At 50.6% G+C, this 16,796-nt stretch carries 14 protein-coding genes; 10 read left to right on the forward strand and 4 right to left on the reverse strand.

Annotation, left to right across the window (positions count from 1 at the left end; all coding sequences use genetic code 11):
- The first annotated feature begins 377 nt into the window (after positions 1-377).
- Complete coding sequence (locus HMPREF9944_RS08460; RefSeq protein WP_244861143.1) at positions 378-602, forward strand: hypothetical protein; 225 nt, start codon at positions 378-380, stop codon at positions 600-602.
- 100 nt (positions 603-702) lie between these two features.
- Positions 703-1,266, forward strand: a complete 564-nt coding sequence (locus HMPREF9944_RS08465; protein ID WP_008565762.1) for a hypothetical protein — start codon at positions 703-705, stop codon at positions 1,264-1,266.
- 92 nt (positions 1,267-1,358) lie between these two features.
- Here the strand turns inward: HMPREF9944_RS08465 and HMPREF9944_RS08470 are convergent, their stop codons facing one another.
- Together HMPREF9944_RS08470 and HMPREF9944_RS08475 are read right to left on the reverse strand one after the other, a co-directional pair.
- On the reverse strand, positions 1,359-1,628 hold the full coding sequence (locus tag HMPREF9944_RS08470) for a Txe/YoeB family addiction module toxin (RefSeq protein WP_008565763.1): 270 nt from the start codon (positions 1,626-1,628) through the stop codon (positions 1,359-1,361).
- Positions 1,619-1,858 (reverse strand): hypothetical protein, encoded by a 240-nt coding sequence (locus HMPREF9944_RS08475; protein ID WP_008565764.1) that lies wholly within the window; start codon positions 1,856-1,858, stop codon positions 1,619-1,621. The genes HMPREF9944_RS08470 and HMPREF9944_RS08475 overlap by 10 nt, the downstream gene beginning before the upstream one ends.
- A gap of 149 nt (positions 1,859-2,007) precedes the next feature.
- Between HMPREF9944_RS08475 and HMPREF9944_RS08480 the strand changes: the two genes are divergently transcribed.
- The 5 genes from HMPREF9944_RS08480 to HMPREF9944_RS08500 all read left to right on the forward strand — a co-directional run bounded on the left by HMPREF9944_RS08480 (position 2,008) and on the right by HMPREF9944_RS08500 (position 7,013).
- Positions 2,008-2,568 carry a hypothetical protein gene (locus HMPREF9944_RS08480; RefSeq protein ID WP_008565765.1) on the forward strand — a complete coding sequence of 187 codons (561 nt, stop codon included), beginning with the start codon at positions 2,008-2,010 and terminating at the stop codon, positions 2,566-2,568.
- A 70-nt stretch (positions 2,569-2,638) separates the two neighbouring features.
- On the forward strand, positions 2,639-3,211 hold the full coding sequence (locus HMPREF9944_RS08485) for a hypothetical protein (protein WP_008565766.1): 573 nt from the start codon (positions 2,639-2,641) through the stop codon (positions 3,209-3,211).
- Positions 3,212-3,595: 384 nt separating this feature from the next.
- On the forward strand, positions 3,596-4,816 hold the full coding sequence (locus HMPREF9944_RS08490) for a DUF6261 family protein (RefSeq protein ID WP_008565767.1): 1,221 nt from the start codon (positions 3,596-3,598) through the stop codon (positions 4,814-4,816).
- Between the two features lie 171 nt (positions 4,817-4,987).
- Positions 4,988-6,346 carry a hypothetical protein gene (locus tag HMPREF9944_RS08495; RefSeq protein WP_008565769.1) on the forward strand — a complete coding sequence of 453 codons (1,359 nt, stop codon included), beginning with the start codon at positions 4,988-4,990 and terminating at the stop codon, positions 6,344-6,346.
- A 121-nt stretch (positions 6,347-6,467) separates the two neighbouring features.
- Positions 6,468-7,013 carry a hypothetical protein gene (locus HMPREF9944_RS08500; RefSeq protein WP_044113551.1) on the forward strand — a complete coding sequence of 182 codons (546 nt, stop codon included), beginning with the start codon at positions 6,468-6,470 and terminating at the stop codon, positions 7,011-7,013.
- A gap of 182 nt (positions 7,014-7,195) precedes the next feature.
- On the opposite strand, the gene HMPREF9944_RS08505 is transcribed toward HMPREF9944_RS08500, so the two are convergent.
- Entirely contained in the window at positions 7,196-9,265 is a 2,070-nt protein-coding gene (locus tag HMPREF9944_RS08505; RefSeq protein ID WP_008565771.1) for an HD family phosphohydrolase, read from the reverse strand.
- A gap of 94 nt (positions 9,266-9,359) precedes the next feature.
- On the opposite strand from HMPREF9944_RS08505, the gene gltX reads away from it, so the two are divergent.
- From gltX to HMPREF9944_RS08520, 3 genes are all read left to right on the forward strand, one after another.
- Positions 9,360-10,877: a glutamate--tRNA ligase gene (gene gltX / locus HMPREF9944_RS08510; RefSeq protein WP_008565772.1), complete on the forward strand. Its 1,518-nt coding sequence runs from the start codon at positions 9,360-9,362 to the stop codon at positions 10,875-10,877.
- Between the two features lie 39 nt (positions 10,878-10,916).
- Positions 10,917-12,140, forward strand: a complete 1,224-nt coding sequence (locus tag HMPREF9944_RS08515; protein WP_008565773.1) for a 3-deoxy-D-manno-octulosonic acid transferase — start codon at positions 10,917-10,919, stop codon at positions 12,138-12,140.
- A gap of 535 nt (positions 12,141-12,675) precedes the next feature.
- Positions 12,676-14,217: an OmpP1/FadL family transporter gene (locus tag HMPREF9944_RS08520; RefSeq protein WP_008565775.1), complete on the forward strand. Its 1,542-nt coding sequence runs from the start codon at positions 12,676-12,678 to the stop codon at positions 14,215-14,217.
- A 14-nt stretch (positions 14,218-14,231) separates the two neighbouring features.
- On the opposite strand, the gene priA is transcribed toward HMPREF9944_RS08520, so the two are convergent.
- Positions 14,232-16,502: a replication restart helicase PriA gene (gene priA / locus HMPREF9944_RS08525; RefSeq protein ID WP_008565776.1), complete on the reverse strand. Its 2,271-nt coding sequence runs from the start codon at positions 16,500-16,502 to the stop codon at positions 14,232-14,234.
- Between the last annotated feature and the right edge of the window lie 294 nt (positions 16,503-16,796).

Below are 16,796 nucleotides of genomic sequence, written 5' to 3' on the forward strand. Positions count from 1 at the left end.
CAAAGATAATGAAATTCTGTCAATCGGCAACTAAATTCCTGCAAAACTTCTGTCGCGCGGGCAAGGTTTCTTTCTTGCAGCCTCGACCAATCGAAGCGTCGGCAGGTTCATTTCACTCGTTTTCCGGTTCCGTTCGGTTGCACTTCAAATCATGTTCGAGGGCGGAAAAAAGAAGGTTGTTAAATAGTTTAAACCTATCACTGCTAAAACATCATATATTAGCACGTTAGATAGGGCCGATGTCCGATGGTGATAGGTCGGCGGAAGATGAAAAATGTCCGATATTGATAACTTTTTGTCCGATGGTGATAGGTCGCTTTGCTGTTTTCGTGCTTAAATTTGCAACAGAGAACAATGAAACAGGAGAGGAGATGGATATGAAACAACAACGAGATGAAAAACAAGGCAGCAGACAGCAGCACAACATGCAAGTTTCGGAAGACCATTTGCAGTTGCTTGGCACGATACATGAAATGATCGACACGGAACTCGACCGACGTGGTGTGGTGCAAACGGGCCGCCCGGAGCACCCGCCGCCCGAGAAAGCTTCGCCATGCAGGCACTCACTGTGGCACAGCATCGTGAAGTTCTTTATCAACTGAATGCCTATATATAATATAATGTGTAATTCTTAACCCAACGCCCGAGCCCCCGACACGGCGTTACTCCGAAAGGAGTTTTAACAGGGGGGTACGAATATTTATGAAAACAACAAGTTTTTTTGCAAGCGCAGCGAAAGCAGCTTTCGCCCTTGCAGCAGTAGTGATGATGAGCGCGACGTTCACCTCGTGCTCGAAAGACAGTGACGACGACAATCTACCCGAATCCAAGGCGCAGACCGTGACCCTCGACGACGTGGAGATAAAAGTTGAAAAGTCAACACTGACTAATGTAGGAGACAACCCCCATTATTATTGGCTAAGTCTGGAACTTGAAGCCGGAAAAGAAGCCACTACTGTGTTAATCGCGCTCGAGACTTCGATGCACAACGGCAAGCAGATCAACCTCACCGAGCAGAAAACCAAAGAAAGCGACGGCTGGAGCGTAACGGTACTTAAAGGCTCTAAATGGCTCTTCTCCGGCCAAGAGGCGAAAAATGATGCCTACAAGTTCTCGAGTGGCACGATGAAACTCAACGTCAATCCCGCCACGAAGGATGTGGAGGTGAAGCTCACCGGCGGAGAGATAACGACACCGTCGGGGCTTTTTGGCGACGGCAAGAAGCACACCCTCGCCATCAGCTATAAAGGAACAGCGGAAAAGTAAACACCCGCACGACACGAAAAATCCCTCACCCGCTTGCCGGAACATCGGCGAAGACGGGTGAGGGAGATAACCCAAGGGAAGAAATGGAAAAACTATCGAGCGTAATGAAAGCGAAGCGAGAAGACATAAACGTAGATCATTCCGTTTGCGACGGAGTAAACAAGTCTGTGTTCCTTGTCAATGCGACGGCTCCACTTGCCCTGCAGCGGTCCTTTGAGCGGTTCGGGTTTCCCGATACCCGTAAAGGGATGCTCCACGATGTCGGCAAGCAAGGCGCTGATGCGACGCATGATTTGCTTGTTGCCGGTACGTTTCCAATAGTCGCGGTCGCGCCGCGCCTGTTCAAGGAGAACTATTTCCATAGCTCCTCGAGCTTAATGGGGGTTACGTTGCCGTCGGCAATCTCTTCATCGCCCTTATGGATAATTTCCATCATAGCGGGCGAAGCAAGGATTTGCTCCGTGGTATCCTGCTCTTCTTTCTTCTCTATGATGCGCTTGATGGCCTTGATGGTCTTGCGCATGAGATTCTCGTCGCTTGCAACGATAGCGAGTTGACGGAAAAGTTCTTGGTTGAGTTCCATGCTTGTCATAATCGTAACATATAGATGATGATGCAAAGATAAAGGATTTTCCCGAAAAGAACAACAAAACATATTTTTAATATCAACAACCCAACGCCCGAGGCCCCGACACGGCGTTACTCCGAAAGGAGTTTTTAACAGGGGGGGCACGAATATTTATGAAAACAACAAGTTTTTTGGCAAGCGCAGCGAAAGCAGCTTTCGCCCTTGCAGCAGTAGTAATGATGAGCGCGGCGTTTACCGCCTGCTCAAGTAGTGACGATGACAACGGCGGCGGAACACCTCCCCCGCCCGCACCCAAAGCGGGCTTCGTGACCCTCGACGGCACCGAGAAGCCTATCGTCAAGGCCGAATACGAAGACGGGGGCAACGGCAACTACTACCTCTACCTCTTAACCGACAGTAAAGAAATCGTGCGAATAGATTTTAACAAAGGCCTGCATATGACCGGCAGCCCCATCAGCCTGACCAAAAAGGAAGAGAAGCACGCCGGGTTTTATTGGTTGGTAAAATACTATAAGTCTGATAGCAGCAACCTCATTGGTGCTTACGGCGAGCCCGGCAGTAGTGAGCCCTCCTTCAAAACCGGCACGCTCACCATCAGCGGCTCGCCAGAGAGCACCATCAACATCAAACTCGAAAACGGGCGCGTAATGGGCGAAGACGGCAAGGAGCATACCCTCACCATCAGCTACAGCGGCACGATGACGAAGAAGTAAAACCCTAATCAATCATTCAAAATCGGGGCAATTAAGCCCTAATCAATCATCAATAATTAATAATTTTAAAATGAAAACAAAACAATTTTTGGCAAGCGCAGCGAAAGCAGCTTTCGCTCTTGCAGTAGTAGTAATGATGAGCGCAGTGTTCACCGCCTGTTCGAAAGACAATGACGACGACAACCCGCCCGCACCCAAGACACAAGTCGTAGCTCTCGACGGCGTGGAGAAGCCCATCGTCAACGCCGAATACATAGACGAGAAGGACGGCAACTACAGTCTCTATCTTTACCTCTCGGCCGACCGTAAGGAAAGGGTGATAATTACTCTGAACAAAGACCTGCACATGACTGGCAGCCCCGTCAAACTGACCGAAAAGGAAAAGAAGCACACCGGAAAGTGGTATTGGGGGGTAGAGTACGATAAGCCCGACGGCACCATACTCATTGATACTTGGGGCAACCCCAGCGAGGATGACTACCCCGTCTTCACCACCGGCACGCTCACCATCAGCGGCTCGCCCGAGAGCACCATCAACATCAAACTCGAAAACGGACTCGTAAAGGGCAAAGACGGCAAGGAGTATTCTCTCACCATCAGCTACAGCGGCCCGATGACGGAGAAGAAAAAGAAGAAGAAATAATCCCTGCCCCTGCGCCCCCGAAACAAGGAAATCAAAGGGGCGCGGGGCGGCGGGCCTCACTCTTGGGGTACAACAACCCAAAAAGCGCCAGAGTGTCGCACTCTGAAACTAAAACGTTGAGAAAAGTATAGGAGTGCCACACTCTGAAGTCGAAATGTTAAGAAAAGTATAGGAGTGCCACACTCTGAAATCAAAACGTTAAAGAAAGTATAGGAGTGCCGCACTCTGAAATTAAAATGTTAAGAAAAGTATAAGAGTGTCACACTCTGAAACCGAAATGTAAAAATAACCCTTTAAAAACCGCAACTATTGCACAAATATGTAGGTAGGCTTATCGTCAGCCCACATCATAAAATAAATTTAATATCAACCAAAAAAAAATCTATGAAAATCAATATTTTTGATAAGCAGCGCCTCCAAAATCTGGAGCACTCGCAATATGCCATTAACCTGCATGCCATTTGCACGGAGGCCAACATCGAAAAAGTTAACGCATTGCTGCCCGCACTCAAAACCTGCATCGACAAAGAAGAGCAGGCGCTGAACCTGCCCCGCGGGAAGGAGTTCATCACAGAGATACGGCAGCTCGACGCTGCCCGCGACGAGTCGTATCGCGCCCTGCAATTCACGGTGCGGGCGGCCAAGCATCGCCGTGCGGCTGACGTGCAGGCTGCGGCCGACGAGGTGGAAAAGGTGATGAGGCGTTATCCCGAATTGGCCGCGCAGAGCAACAATAAGGAAACGTCGGGTATCCGCAACCTTGCCGACGACCTGAACAGTGCCAAGTACAAGCCCCTTGTGGCCAAAATCGGCGCGAAGGCCGACCTCGACCAGCTCGTGGCCGACAACGAAGCCTTTGCGGCTATGTTCCTCAAACACTATTCGGCCACACCGCCCAGCAAAGAGTTCGACCTGAAAAAGCTGCGCGCCGCTACCGATGAGGCTGTCAATGCCGTGGTGCTGCGCATGCAGTCGCTGGCCGACCTGTTGCCCGATACGGTCGGACTGGCTGACCTTATCACCCGCTACAACAAGATGGTGGCCGACAGTCATCTCACCCTCGCCCTGCGCAAGGCCGCAAACAAAAAGAAACCCGGAACGGGCGACGGCGAGAAACCCAAGGACAAAAAAGGAAAGAAGGGCAAGAATGAGAAGCCCGGCACGGGCGGCATCGGGCAAGAGCCCAGCGAGAAAGGCATCTTGATAGACGGAGTCCGGAAGACCGTCGTTAAGGCCACCATCATGAAGTATGTCGACGACAAACACTTCCTCGCCCTGCAGTTCGACGCGGCGGGTAAGGAGATGCTCTGCGTGTACTTCGTCGCGGAGGGCAACAAGAGGGTCAACGACATGACCCGCGAGAGCGACGTCTATTGGGTTGTGTCTTACGACAAAGACGGCAGCTGCGTCTTCTTCACTACCAACGTGGGCAAAGACCAGAAATGCAAGGCCGGCACCCTGCTCTACGACATCGACATGGAGAGCGGCCGCTATCGTGTGGACGTCACCACGGCCCAAGTGGGCAAGAGCAACGGCAAGACGGGCGACGGCAATGCCCACACGTTCGCCGTGAGGATTGACGGCACGGCCGAGGTGAAGAAGTAGGGGGCTGGCGCGGGCGGAATGCTTGCGCCGGCACACGTGCCGGACTTTCCGTCGTGTGGTCAAGAAGTGAAGTGCTTAAAACAAATAACATTCAAAACAATTTAACCCAACGCCCGAGCCCCGACACGGCGTTACTCTGAAAAGAGATTTAGTAGGGGGCAAGTTGAAAGTATGATTAAAATCAATCAAATAATAACAGTATTGGCAGCCATTGTACTAACGTTTGCCATCGCAACGCCCGCAGAGGCACAGTTGGGTGGTCTGCTCAACAAGGCCCAAAAGGCCATTAAGAAAAACGTAGAAAAAATCGCCGACAACACGACCGCTACCCAAGATGACAGTCGCAAGAGCAAAAGGGAACGGGCAGAATCGCTGGTTGTTCTGCATCAAGAGGATTTCAAGCCCTCGAAAGCTGCGCTGGCAGCAAACCCGCTTGCCAACAGCAAAACCGTGCCCGAGAGATTCTCGAAAAGCTACAAAGACCTGTATGCCGCCTACGAGCATCTCGATTCGCATTATTTCCCGCTGCAACCCTACTACAAGTATCCCACCCTATATGCTTTGGGCGAGGAGCAACTCATTTATCCGTGGGCACGCTTGCTCAAAGAGGCCAAAAAGATCTTGGCCTTCCCTGTGGGCACCACTCTGGGTGATATTACAATAGGGCTTGTAGGCTACGACGACGGAGTGAAAGAACTTGTTTCGGCAGACGGACAGAAATTGGCAATGCACGCCGACGAGCTTTTCCGTTATCCCATGGCAGCACGCTTCTTTGCCGACCCCAACTGCGACGAGTCGGTGTGGAACCTTGCCATGTTGCTTGCCTACAACAACGGTCGCTTCAGGGCAGTGAAAGCATATACCACGACACAAAACTCCGGCGTGGCAGATGCAAAGCGGGGGTGGATGTTCCCCTACAGCGATGGAGGGGAATGCAACGAACGCGAAGCGCTGATGAAACTCATGGCACGCTCTGTTGTTGACATCAACCTTATTGCCAAATGCGTTCTGCAACTTTATCAAGGCATGGATACCGAGAAAGAGGCTACCAAAAAGGCTCTCTATTTGATTGCTGCCAACGAACTGTATAAACAAGTGCTGATGGAGCACGATAAATTCTCCGCGAACTCCTCGAAGCTGAACAAGCAACTGATGTACTACACCCGTTATAACGGTACCCCCGAATATTCGGAGATTGTCGACGCAGCGATAGTGAAGCCCGAACCACCTACGATGGCCCTCAAGCCCGGTGCATTGGACAAGCAACTCAATGCTCAAGTGTTGCGCATCATTCGGCAGCAGTATCCGGACATTATTCGCGTGGTGGTTATCAACGATGCGTGGAAAGTGCACACAAACGGCATTGTGCCCACCGACCGCGCCGTAATGGCATGGGCTGTTTATCGCAATAAAAAAGGTAAACTCGAAGCCCACGACTACAGTTTCTGCCAAGATTATCAAGGTGGTGGCAGATATGGCGCCCTGCGCTACAAAGGCGTCGGCACGACTACCGTTTATGTAAAGCAGTAAGGTAAAACGATGTGCCATCATATAATTAATAATGTAAAGCAATATAGATAACCCCAACGCCCGAGCCCCGACACGGCGTTCCCTTGTCAATAAGGAGGGTATAACGGGGGCGAATGACATTATGAGAATAAACGATTTGCAAGGAAGTATGGCAGGAAGATTGTTTGCCATAGCCAACGAAATCAGGCGGAACAAGGTGCTGGCTGCCCGTATAACCGGCCGGAAGAGCGAAGAAGCGGTGGGTCGGGCAAATGAAATCATCATCGACAACGTGAGGAAACAGGTGGTCAGAACCGAATATAAAGACGATGACGACGGCAACTACAGCCTCTGTCTCTATCTCTCGGCAAACGAGTGCGTGGAGGTGCAGTGGAACACGAACGTTCATGCGGATAGGACCGTGGGCCTTGTCAGGAAGGAAGAGAACCACAGTGGGTTTTATTGGGTGGTGGATTATTATGCAACAGACGGACGGCAGGTCATCGACACCGTTTCTGACCCCCATTTGACGGATGTTCCCGTCTTCCTTTCGGGCAGTCTGAGGATAACGGGCACGCCCGAGACTGTCTTCTCACTGCATGTTGAGAATGGACGTGTGGCAGGTGCCGACGCGAAAGAACACACTTTGAGCATCAGTTATCTGGGAAAACCGATGAAGAGTGAGTGAATTTTGACCATCAACAACTTATTCTCGTTTTAATTTCAGTCCTATTGCACGGTGAAATAGCTCATATTACCGCGTAATAGGACTGAAATCGTGTTGTAATTTGGCTGAAAAAAACCGCATTTGACAAGTCTTGCACACAAGCTCCGCCTCTTCTCTCTTCGGCAGAGGCGGAGGTGAGCACTCTATTTCTCCTCTTTCGCCTTCGGCTTCAGTTCGGGATACTGTATTCGCGTGTGGTAAATGGCCATCAATCTGGCGATGATAATCTTCTTGGCCAGCGTGATGTCGCGGAACGTGATGGGGCATTCTGTGAAGAAACCATCGGCAACTTGTCCGTCAATAAGCCTGTCTACAAGTTGGCTGATGCTCTCTTCGGTGTATTCATTCAATGAACGTGAGGCTGCTTCCACGGCATCGGACATCATCAGAATGGCCTGCTCGCGTGTGAAAGGATTGGGACCGGGATAGGTGAACTTCTCCATGTCGATCGCTTCATCGGGGTGTTCGTTCTTGTATTTGATATAAAAGAACTTGGTGACACCGCGCCCGTGGTGGGTCGAAATAAAGTCTTTGATGATGGTGGGCAGGTTGTTTTTCTCGGCCAGTTTCAGACCTTCGGTCACGTGACTGATGATGATTTTGGCACTATCCTCGTAGCTCATGTTGTCATGGGGGTTCACTCCGGCTTGATTTTCGGTGAAGAACACGGGGTTGGCCATCTTTCCTATGTCGTGATAGAGGGCACCGGTACGCACCAAAAGACTGTCGGCTCCGATGCAGTTTGCTATCTCTGCAGCGATGTTTCCCACCGTAATGGAGTGCTGGAAGGTGCCCGGTGCAATCTCACTCAGGTCGCGCAGCACGCCTTTGTTGGTATTTGAAAGTTCGATGAGCGTCACATTAGAGACGAAACCAAACATCTTCTCAATCAGGAACATCAGCGGATAGGCCAACAACAGCAGGATTCCGTTGACGATAAAGAAGATATACATGTCGCGGTCCATTTTTAAGAAGTCGTTGCTCTGCATGAGTTGCAAGGCAATATAGACCACGATGCTCCCCGTTGTGACGAAGAGTGCCGTCTTAAACAATTGCGAACGACTCGACAATTCGCGCAATGAATAGATGGCAATCAGGCCAGCCATGAGCTGAATAATGATGAATTCGTATTGATATTTGACCACTACTGCGCAGGAAAGCACCATCACCACGTGCACGATAAAGGCCGTTCGGGAGTCCATGAACACGCGAACGAAGATGGCAGCAATGGCAAATGGGATGATATAAACATTGAAAATGCTGTGGCTGACCATCAAGGATACCAAGATAGGATATACCGTAATGATGGCATAAAGCATGGCAATGTTGCGCGATTTCTGGAAATAATCTTTTCTGAAGAGATGCAGATAGAGGGTGAAGATGGCCACCAACAGGGTGACAAACAGGATTTGTCCGATCAGTGTATTGGTGATTTCGGCCTCCGTGGCCTTACGTCTTTGCATCTCACGCTCAAAGGAACTCAACACCCGATAGGTGTAATCGTTGACGATTTCGCCCCGGTCAATGATCTTCTGTCCGCTCATCACCATGCCTCCGGCCAAGGGAATGCTTCCCAAAAGGTCTGCCTTCTCGGCCTCACATCGCTCTTTATCATAGGTCAGGTTGGGCGAGATATAGTCGTTCAGATTGCAGCGTTGCAGGATAGAACGATAGGGAATGAGCATCTGATTGTGCAACAACGATTCGTAAGCCGCCATGGTTGAATAGATGTTTTTGATGGAAACGCTCTTGGCTTCCTTGCCGTTGACGATGCGAACCATGCCGGTTGTATCGCGTGCAATGCCGTTATACTCGGGCGTACTGATGATACCTGCCTGATAAAGTCGGTGCAAATGGTTGGCCAATTCGCGCACGACAGGAGCCGGAACGCCCTCTATTCCCGTGCTGAAATCATGGTAGAACTGTCGTAATTCTTCCTTTTCCAGCTTACTATTGTAGTTATAATAGGGCTGAAACGTCTTCATCACCGAGTCTTGTTCAGCCTTGATAGCCTCGTCGGTCTTATAGATCGGGAAGTCGAACTTGGCGATGAAAGAACCGTACATCCAGGGTTTCCCGATGTCATAGCGCAGTTGTTGACCGTAATTGCGGGGCATGAACCACACGATAATGACCACTGTGACGAAGATTAAAGTAAGGCGTATGGTCGCATTGCGCCAATAATCGCGCTTATATTTCTTGAATATATTCATTCGATTGCATTTGGTTTACCCTGCGAAAATACTAAAAAAATACGCAAAACTGAAAAAAATATATTAAATTTGCACAAAAATATCGTCAGAAAAAATGTCAGAAAGAAAAGTAAGGGTGCGTTTTGCGCCCAGCCCTACGGGTGCTTTGCATATCGGCGGTGTGCGTACTGCCCTCTATAACTACCTTTTTGCACGTCGTAACGGGGGCGAATTTATTTTCAGAATAGAGGATACCGACTCACATCGCTTTGTTCCCGGCGCCGAAGAATACATCATCGAGTCGTTCCGTTGGCTTGGAATCAAGTTCGACGAAGGCGTAGGTTTCGGCGGAAACCACGGGCCATACCGTCAGAGCGAACGTCGCGAAATCTACAAAGACTATGTGAAACAGCTACTCGATGCAGGCAAAGCATACCTCGCTTTCGATACGCCAGAAGAGCTAGAAGCCAAGCGGACCGAGATAAAGAACTTCCAATATGATGCCCATACGCGCTCGCAGATGCGCAATTCGCTGACACTCTCGCCTGCCGAAACGCAGCAACTGATGGCCGGTGGCGCACAATATACCGTTCGTTTCAAGATAGAACCGGGCAAGGAGGTGCGTGTCAACGACATGATTCGCGGCGAAGTGGTCGTCAAAAGCGACATTCTTGACGACAAGGTGCTCTACAAAAGCGCCGACGAACTACCCACCTACCACTTGGCAAACATTGTCGACGACCACCTGATGCAGATAACCCACGTCATCAGAGGCGAGGAATGGTTGCCCAGTGCACCGCTCCACGTGTTGCTTTATCAGGCATTCGGTTGGGAAGAAACGATGCCCCGGTTTGCCCATCTACCCTTGTTGCTCAAGCCAGAAGGCAAAGGCAAGCTGAGTAAACGCGACGGAGATCGGCTCGGTTTCCCCGTTTTCCCGTTGGAATGGCACGACCCCAAGACCGGAGAAGTGGCTTCGGGCTATCGCGAAAGCGGCTATTTCCCCGAGGCTGTCATTAACTTTCTGGCCCTGTTGGGCTGGAATCCGGGAACCGAACAAGAGCTTTTCACCCTCGAAGAACTTGTAGATGCCTTCGATATCAGCAAGTGTTCGCTCCACGGAGCCAAGTTCGATTATAAGAAAGGAATATGGTTCAACCACGAATATATCTTGAAAAAGAGCGACGAAGAGATAGCGACACTCTTTGCACCTATCGTTGCCAACAATGGAGTCGACGAGCCTTTGGAGCGCATTACACAGGTGGTTCACATGATGAAAGACCGTGTCAACTTCGTGAAAGAGCTGTGGCCGCTTTGCTCGTTCTTCTTTATTGCACCATCAGAATACGACGAAAAGACGGTGAAAAAGCGTTGGAAGGACTATTCGGCCCGGCAGATGAGCGAGCTGGCAACTGTGCTCGAGGGCATTGAAGACTTCACCGTGGCAGGTCAGGAGCCTGTCGTGATGAAATGGGTCGAGGACAAAGGCTACAAATTAGGCGACATCATGAATGCTTTCCGCCTGACGCTGGTCGGCGAAGGCAAGGGCCCCGGCATGTTCGACATCTCTGCTTTCTTGGGAAAAGAAGAAACCTTGAAGCGGTTGCAAAAGGCTATCGACGTGCTGAAATAAGGCTGCAACATCATAAAATGACAAAACCAACGGAAGGTCGTGTATCAAATCGTAATCTATCTTTATTTGTTCGGAGTGGCTGTAGCAAGCCTTTTCAACAAGAAAGTCAAAAAGATGTGGGCTGGAGAACGGCAGGCTATTCGACTGTTGAAGGCGAAAGTAGACCCCGATGCCCGGTATGTTTGGTTCCATGCAGCCTCACTCGGTGAGTTCGAACAGGGGCGTCCGCTGATCGAACGCATTCGGAACGAGCACCCGGAGTATAAGATTTTGCTCACGTTCTTCTCGCCTTCGGGCTACGAAGTGCGCAAAAACTACGACGGAGCCGACATCATTTGCTACCTGCCTTTGGACACCATACGCAACGCCCGCCGCTTTCTTAGGGCGGTAAGGCCCGTGATGGCCTTCTTCATCAAGTATGAATTCTGGTATAACTACCTCCACATTCTTCAACATCGTGGCGTTCCTGCCTACAGTGTCAGCAGCATTTTCCGTCCCGATCAGATTTTCTTTCAGTGGTATGGGCGCAGCTATGGGCGTGTATTGAAGTGCTTTACGCGCTTCTTTGTGCAGAACGAAGAGAGCAAACTTCTGCTGAGTAGGTTGGGAATAACGGCAGTCGAGGTTGTCGGCGACACGCGTTTCGACCGCGTACTCCAGATTAAAGAGGCCAGCAAACGGCTGCCCCTCGTCGAGAAGTTCACTGCCGGCGCGCAGAAAGTCTTTGTGGCCGGCTCGTCATGGTTGCCCGATGAAGAGATTTTCCTCAAGTATTTCTCAACGCATAAAGACTGGAAAGTCATCGTGGCCCCACACGTAGTCAGTGAGGAACACATTGCTGAAATCCTCGATTTGCTGAAAGGTAGGCGGGTGATTCGCTATTCGGAGGCCACCGAAACCAACGTTTCCGCGGCCGATGTGCTGCTCATCGACTGCTTCGGGTTGCTTTCTTCGATTTATCATTACGGCACGGTTTCCTATGTGGGTGGCGGCTTCGGTGTGGGCATTCACAACGTTTTGGAGGCTGCGGTGTGGGATATTCCCGTCATCATCGGGCCAAATAACAAGCATTTCCAAGAGGCTCAAGGCCTGATGACGGCGCAGGGTGGCTTTGAAATCGATGACTATCAGGCGTTCAGCGCCCTCATGATGCGGTTCGAAACCGATGCTTCTTTCCTGCAATCCGCTGGCCGCAATGCCGGAGAATTCGTGAAAAGCCGTGTCGGGTCCACCGAAAGAATTCTTGGCGACATCGCACTTTAGCCTTAATAGTCCCATGCGTGTTTCCTTAAAAAGATAATGCAAATTGCCTTCATAACCCCATCAACTCACCGGCAATCGCATGCATGCTTCCTTAAAATGAAGAGGAAGTGCGCCACTCTCCATTTCTTCGCCGCGTTATCTCAGCTGTTTTGCACGCTAATCTCACCCATCTTGCACGCTAATCCCACCCATTTTACGCGGTAAAATGGGTGAGATTGAAAAGCAATATATAAGTCGTTGATTATCAATCGGACTGATGCGACGAACCATTTGATGGTATGTAGGGACGCACGGCTCGTGCGTCCGCTCCAATAAATGTGCATATTTACTCGCATGGTTTATCAAATACGTCAACAATCAAACAACAAATACTCCCCATTTATTATCAACTGCGCCCACATTCCTGCACAAAAAAGGAGATTTGCGCAAGAATAATGCCTCGTTACGTTAACTGATTTTAAAATAAACGGCAATTATATCGACATTCAGAACAATATAGATAACTTTGCGACGAATTTCATTAAGGTTTTTAAAGATGAATAAATTAAAATTCGCTTTCATTGCAATTGCAATCTCAGCGTCGCAAACAACGTGGGCAGGTGGCCTGCTGACGAACACCAATCAAAATGTAGCCTTCGACAGAATGTTGAGCCGTGAGGCTTCCATCGGCATCGATGGTGTGTATTCCAACCCTGCCGGCGTGGCATTTATGGAAGATGGGTTGCATCTTTCATTGAATTGGCAGCTTGTTTTCCAAAGCCGAACGATTAACAACGACTATCTGCTCTTCGGACATAACCAAAACAACGCCTCAACCACACGCGAATTCAAGGGAACGGCCTTTGCGCCGGTGCTCCCATCCTTTCAGGTTGCCTACAACTGGAAGAAGTTTTCGTTTCAAGCCATGTTCGGTGTGACCGGAGGTGGCGGAAAATGCACCTTTGATAACGGCCTTGGGTCGTTTGAAAAGATTGTCGGTGAGATTGGAATGGGCGTTTCCGGGTTGGCAAAGGCTTTGGATCACGCCACAGGAAGCCGTTTAGGACTGAGCAGCGACCGTATGTTTGGCACGCAAGGCACCTATGCTTTCGACAGTTATATGCGTGGTCGGCAGTATTATTACAGTCTTTCGCTCGGAACGGCCTATCGTTTGCGCCCCGACCTGAGCGTATTTGCCGGCGTTCGCGGCGTATATGCCATGAGCAACTACTATGGTTACGTGCGTAATATCAGGGTGGGAAAAGTGCCGCTCTATACAATGCTCGACGCCAGCAAGACAAATGCTTCGGACATTCAGCTGAACTGTGACCAAACGGGCGTGGGCTTCACTCCTATTCTTGGTATCGACTACAAGACAGGTCGCTGGAACTTTGCCGCAAAATATGAGTTCAAGACCCGAATGCGCTTGAAGAACGAGGCCGTGAACCAGTTGCCAAGCATCGGTAACCTGCCCAACACCTTGGGAGTGATGTTTGTAAAGGCCGGAATGACGGCTGCTCAGGCCCAAGCCGTGCTGACCAATCCCCAAATTTCAGGAGCAATGCAGGCCATCAAGACGCAATTCGACCAGAAGATAGAAGAAGCGACCGGCGAATTTGCTGACGGAAAGAAGATAGCGAGCGATATTCCGGCCTATCTTGCTGTGGGTGCGGGCTATACCCCTGTCGATGGATTGAAAATCAACGCGGGGTTCCATTACTTTTTTGATAAGCAAGCCACCTCATATCAGCACCGTGAGGACAAACTCAAGCGAGGTACGGTGGAATGGAATGCCGGTGTGGAGTTTGATGCAAGCAAAATGGTGACTGTTAGCGCAGGTTGGCAGAACACAAGCTATGGTCTGACCAAGGAATACATGGACGATAAGTCGTTTGTTACCAATTCCAACTCTGTCGGAGTAGGTGTCTGTTTGCATCTAAGCAAGAAAGTAGATCTCAATCTGGCCTACTTCCACACGTTCTACAGCCATTTCAAGAGCGACAAGACCGAGAACTTGGGTGGAACACCACTCACTTACAAGGCCGACTTCAACCGAAACAACAATGTATTCGGGGCCGGAGTGGACATCAACTTCTAAGATTTACGTCGCATCTACAGCGGATCGACATCATAATATATGTGCAGGGCGGCGTAATGCTTGTCCTGCATCATTTGTTTTTGGACGTAACGCAAGGCCTCTCGCACTCGGTTTCGGTCGATGCTGCTCTCAAGTTTGATAACAATCTTACGGATATGCATCGTCTTCACACGGGCTACGGCGGGCTTATCGGGTCCGAGTACACGGTCGGCAAAGTATTGTCGGAGCCGACCGCCCATCTCCAGCGAGGCCGTTTCTACCACTTCGTTCTTGGCATGCTTGAGGTAGACGTACACCAAATGGTAGAAAGGCGGATAATGGAACAGCGATCGCTCGTCAAGTAAGTCGCGGGCGAACGCTTTGAAATCGTGGTTCACCACCTGATTGATAACAGGTAGGTCCGCATTCTTGGTCTGTAGGACGACCAATCCGCGCCGGCCTTTCCGACCGGCACGCCCACTCACTTGGCTCATCATCATGAAAGCATGTTCGTAGGCACGGAAATCGGGATAGTTGAGCATGGCGTCGGCATCGAGAATACCCACTACACTGACGTTGTCGAAGTCAAGTCCCTTGCTAATCATCTGTGTTCCGATGAGAATATTCGTGCGGCCGGCCGAGAAATCGTCGATAATCCGCTCGTAGGCATTGCGTGTATGCGTCGTATCAAGGTCCATTCGGGCGACGCGGGCCTCGGGAAAGAGTTCTCTCACCTTGTCTTCTATCTTCTCTGTACCGTAACCTCGCCCCGTGAGATGCACGCCGCCGCACTTGGGACACGTTTCCGGAACGCCGTATGTGAAGCCGCAATAATGGCAGGAGAGCTGGTTGAACTGCTTGTGATAGGTGAGTGTGACGTCGCAGTTCGTGCATCTCGGCACCCAACCGCAGTCTTTACATTCTATTCTTGGCGCGAAACCGCGGCGATTCTGAAACAAAATGACTTGCTTTTCTTCGGACATCGCTTTGTGGATGGCCTCTAACAGGCGGGGAGAGAATGGTCCTGTCATCATCTTTCGGTGTTGCAGGTCTTTGGTGTCCACGACTTCGATTTCAGGCAGCCCGATGTTCTTGAACCGTGTGGAAAGTGTCACGAGCCCATATTTGCCCTGCTGCGCATTAAAATAGCTTTCCATCGAGGGCGTAGCCGTGCCGAGCAAGGTCTTGGCTCGGTACATTGCCGCCAGCATGATGGCCGCACTGCGTGCATGATAGCGGGGAGACGGCTCTTGTTGCTTGAAACTCGTCTCGTGTTCCTCGTCAATAATCACGAGTCCCAAGCTTTTAAAAGGAAGAAAAACGGCACTGCGCGCGCCTAAGATAATGTCGTAAGGCGCATCAGAAAGCTGTTTTTTCCAAATTTCAACGCGTTCGGCGTCGCTGTATTTGGAGTGATAAATGCCCAAACGACTGCCGAAAACCTTTTTCAGTCGGCTCATCATCTGCACGGTCAAGGCGATTTCGGGCAACAGATAGAGCACCTGTCGGCCCCGGTCGAGCTCTTGTTGAATGAGATGTACATAGATTTCGGTCTTGCCACTCGACGTAACACCGTGTAACAGCACGACATTCTTCGTCGAAAACTGCGCACAGATAGCCGAGAAAGCCTTGGCCTGCGCCTCGCTCAAAGGCTTTATTTGCTTGGCCTGTGCCTCCTCGGAAGTGTTCAGTCGCCCCACTTCTCGCTCGTAAAGGCTGAGCATCTTGCGGTCGACGAGCGCCTTGACGACCGTAGAAGAGCAGTTCGCGGCGTTCATCAGCTCCTCGCGTGTGAGTTCAGTCAATGGTTCTTGCGTCGTATTTCCCGACAGCGAGTCCCAATGCGACAGCGAAAGAAAATCCGTAAAGGCCTTAAATTGCTTCGTGGCACGCGCCAAAATGTTCAGGGCCACATGCAAAGCTTGCTCGCTACGGTAGGCTTCGGCGAGCGTGACATAGGTCTCCGTCTTCGGCTTGTAGCCCTCCTCGGCCTTCAATCCCGCCGGCAACGCCGCCTTGTAGATGTCGCCCAAGGGCGAAAGATAGTAGTTGGAAATCCATTGCCACAGCCGCATTTGCCGGGGAAGCAAGATGGGTTGCCGGTCGACCACCGCTACAATCGGCTTCACATCGAATGCGGGTTCCACCTCAACCACGTGCATCACGATGCCGACATACCGCTTACTCTTGCCCAACGGCACGAGTACACGGCAGCCTTCCCTTATCATTGCCTCCGAGTCTCCGGCAACGGAATAGGTGAAAAGCCCGTCCAAGGGCAACGGAAGTACGACCTCGACATATTTCATGTGCTTGCAAAGTTACTGAAAAAACAGGATTAAAACATCGAATAGGAAGAATATTCTCCCCAAGAGCAGTGTCAATCTTGCAGAAGGTTCGCCCAGCTTGCTCCCCGATGCTTCCTCGTTGGTATGTAGGGACGCACGGCTCGTGCGTCCGCTCAGGCTTTTTGTTCGCCGATGCTTCCTTGCAAGCAATATCAACTAAAGACTCTTGTAAGCTATTTTTGGCCGACAGCGCAACAGTTGTCCATCAGATTGCTTGCCAATTCAGCTGCAAGACCCACCGAAAACGGCTTTTAC

Origin of the sequence: Segatella maculosa OT 289 (assembly GCF_000243015.1) — a bacterium.
Lineage (GTDB): Bacteria > Bacteroidota > Bacteroidia > Bacteroidales > Bacteroidaceae > Prevotella > Prevotella maculosa.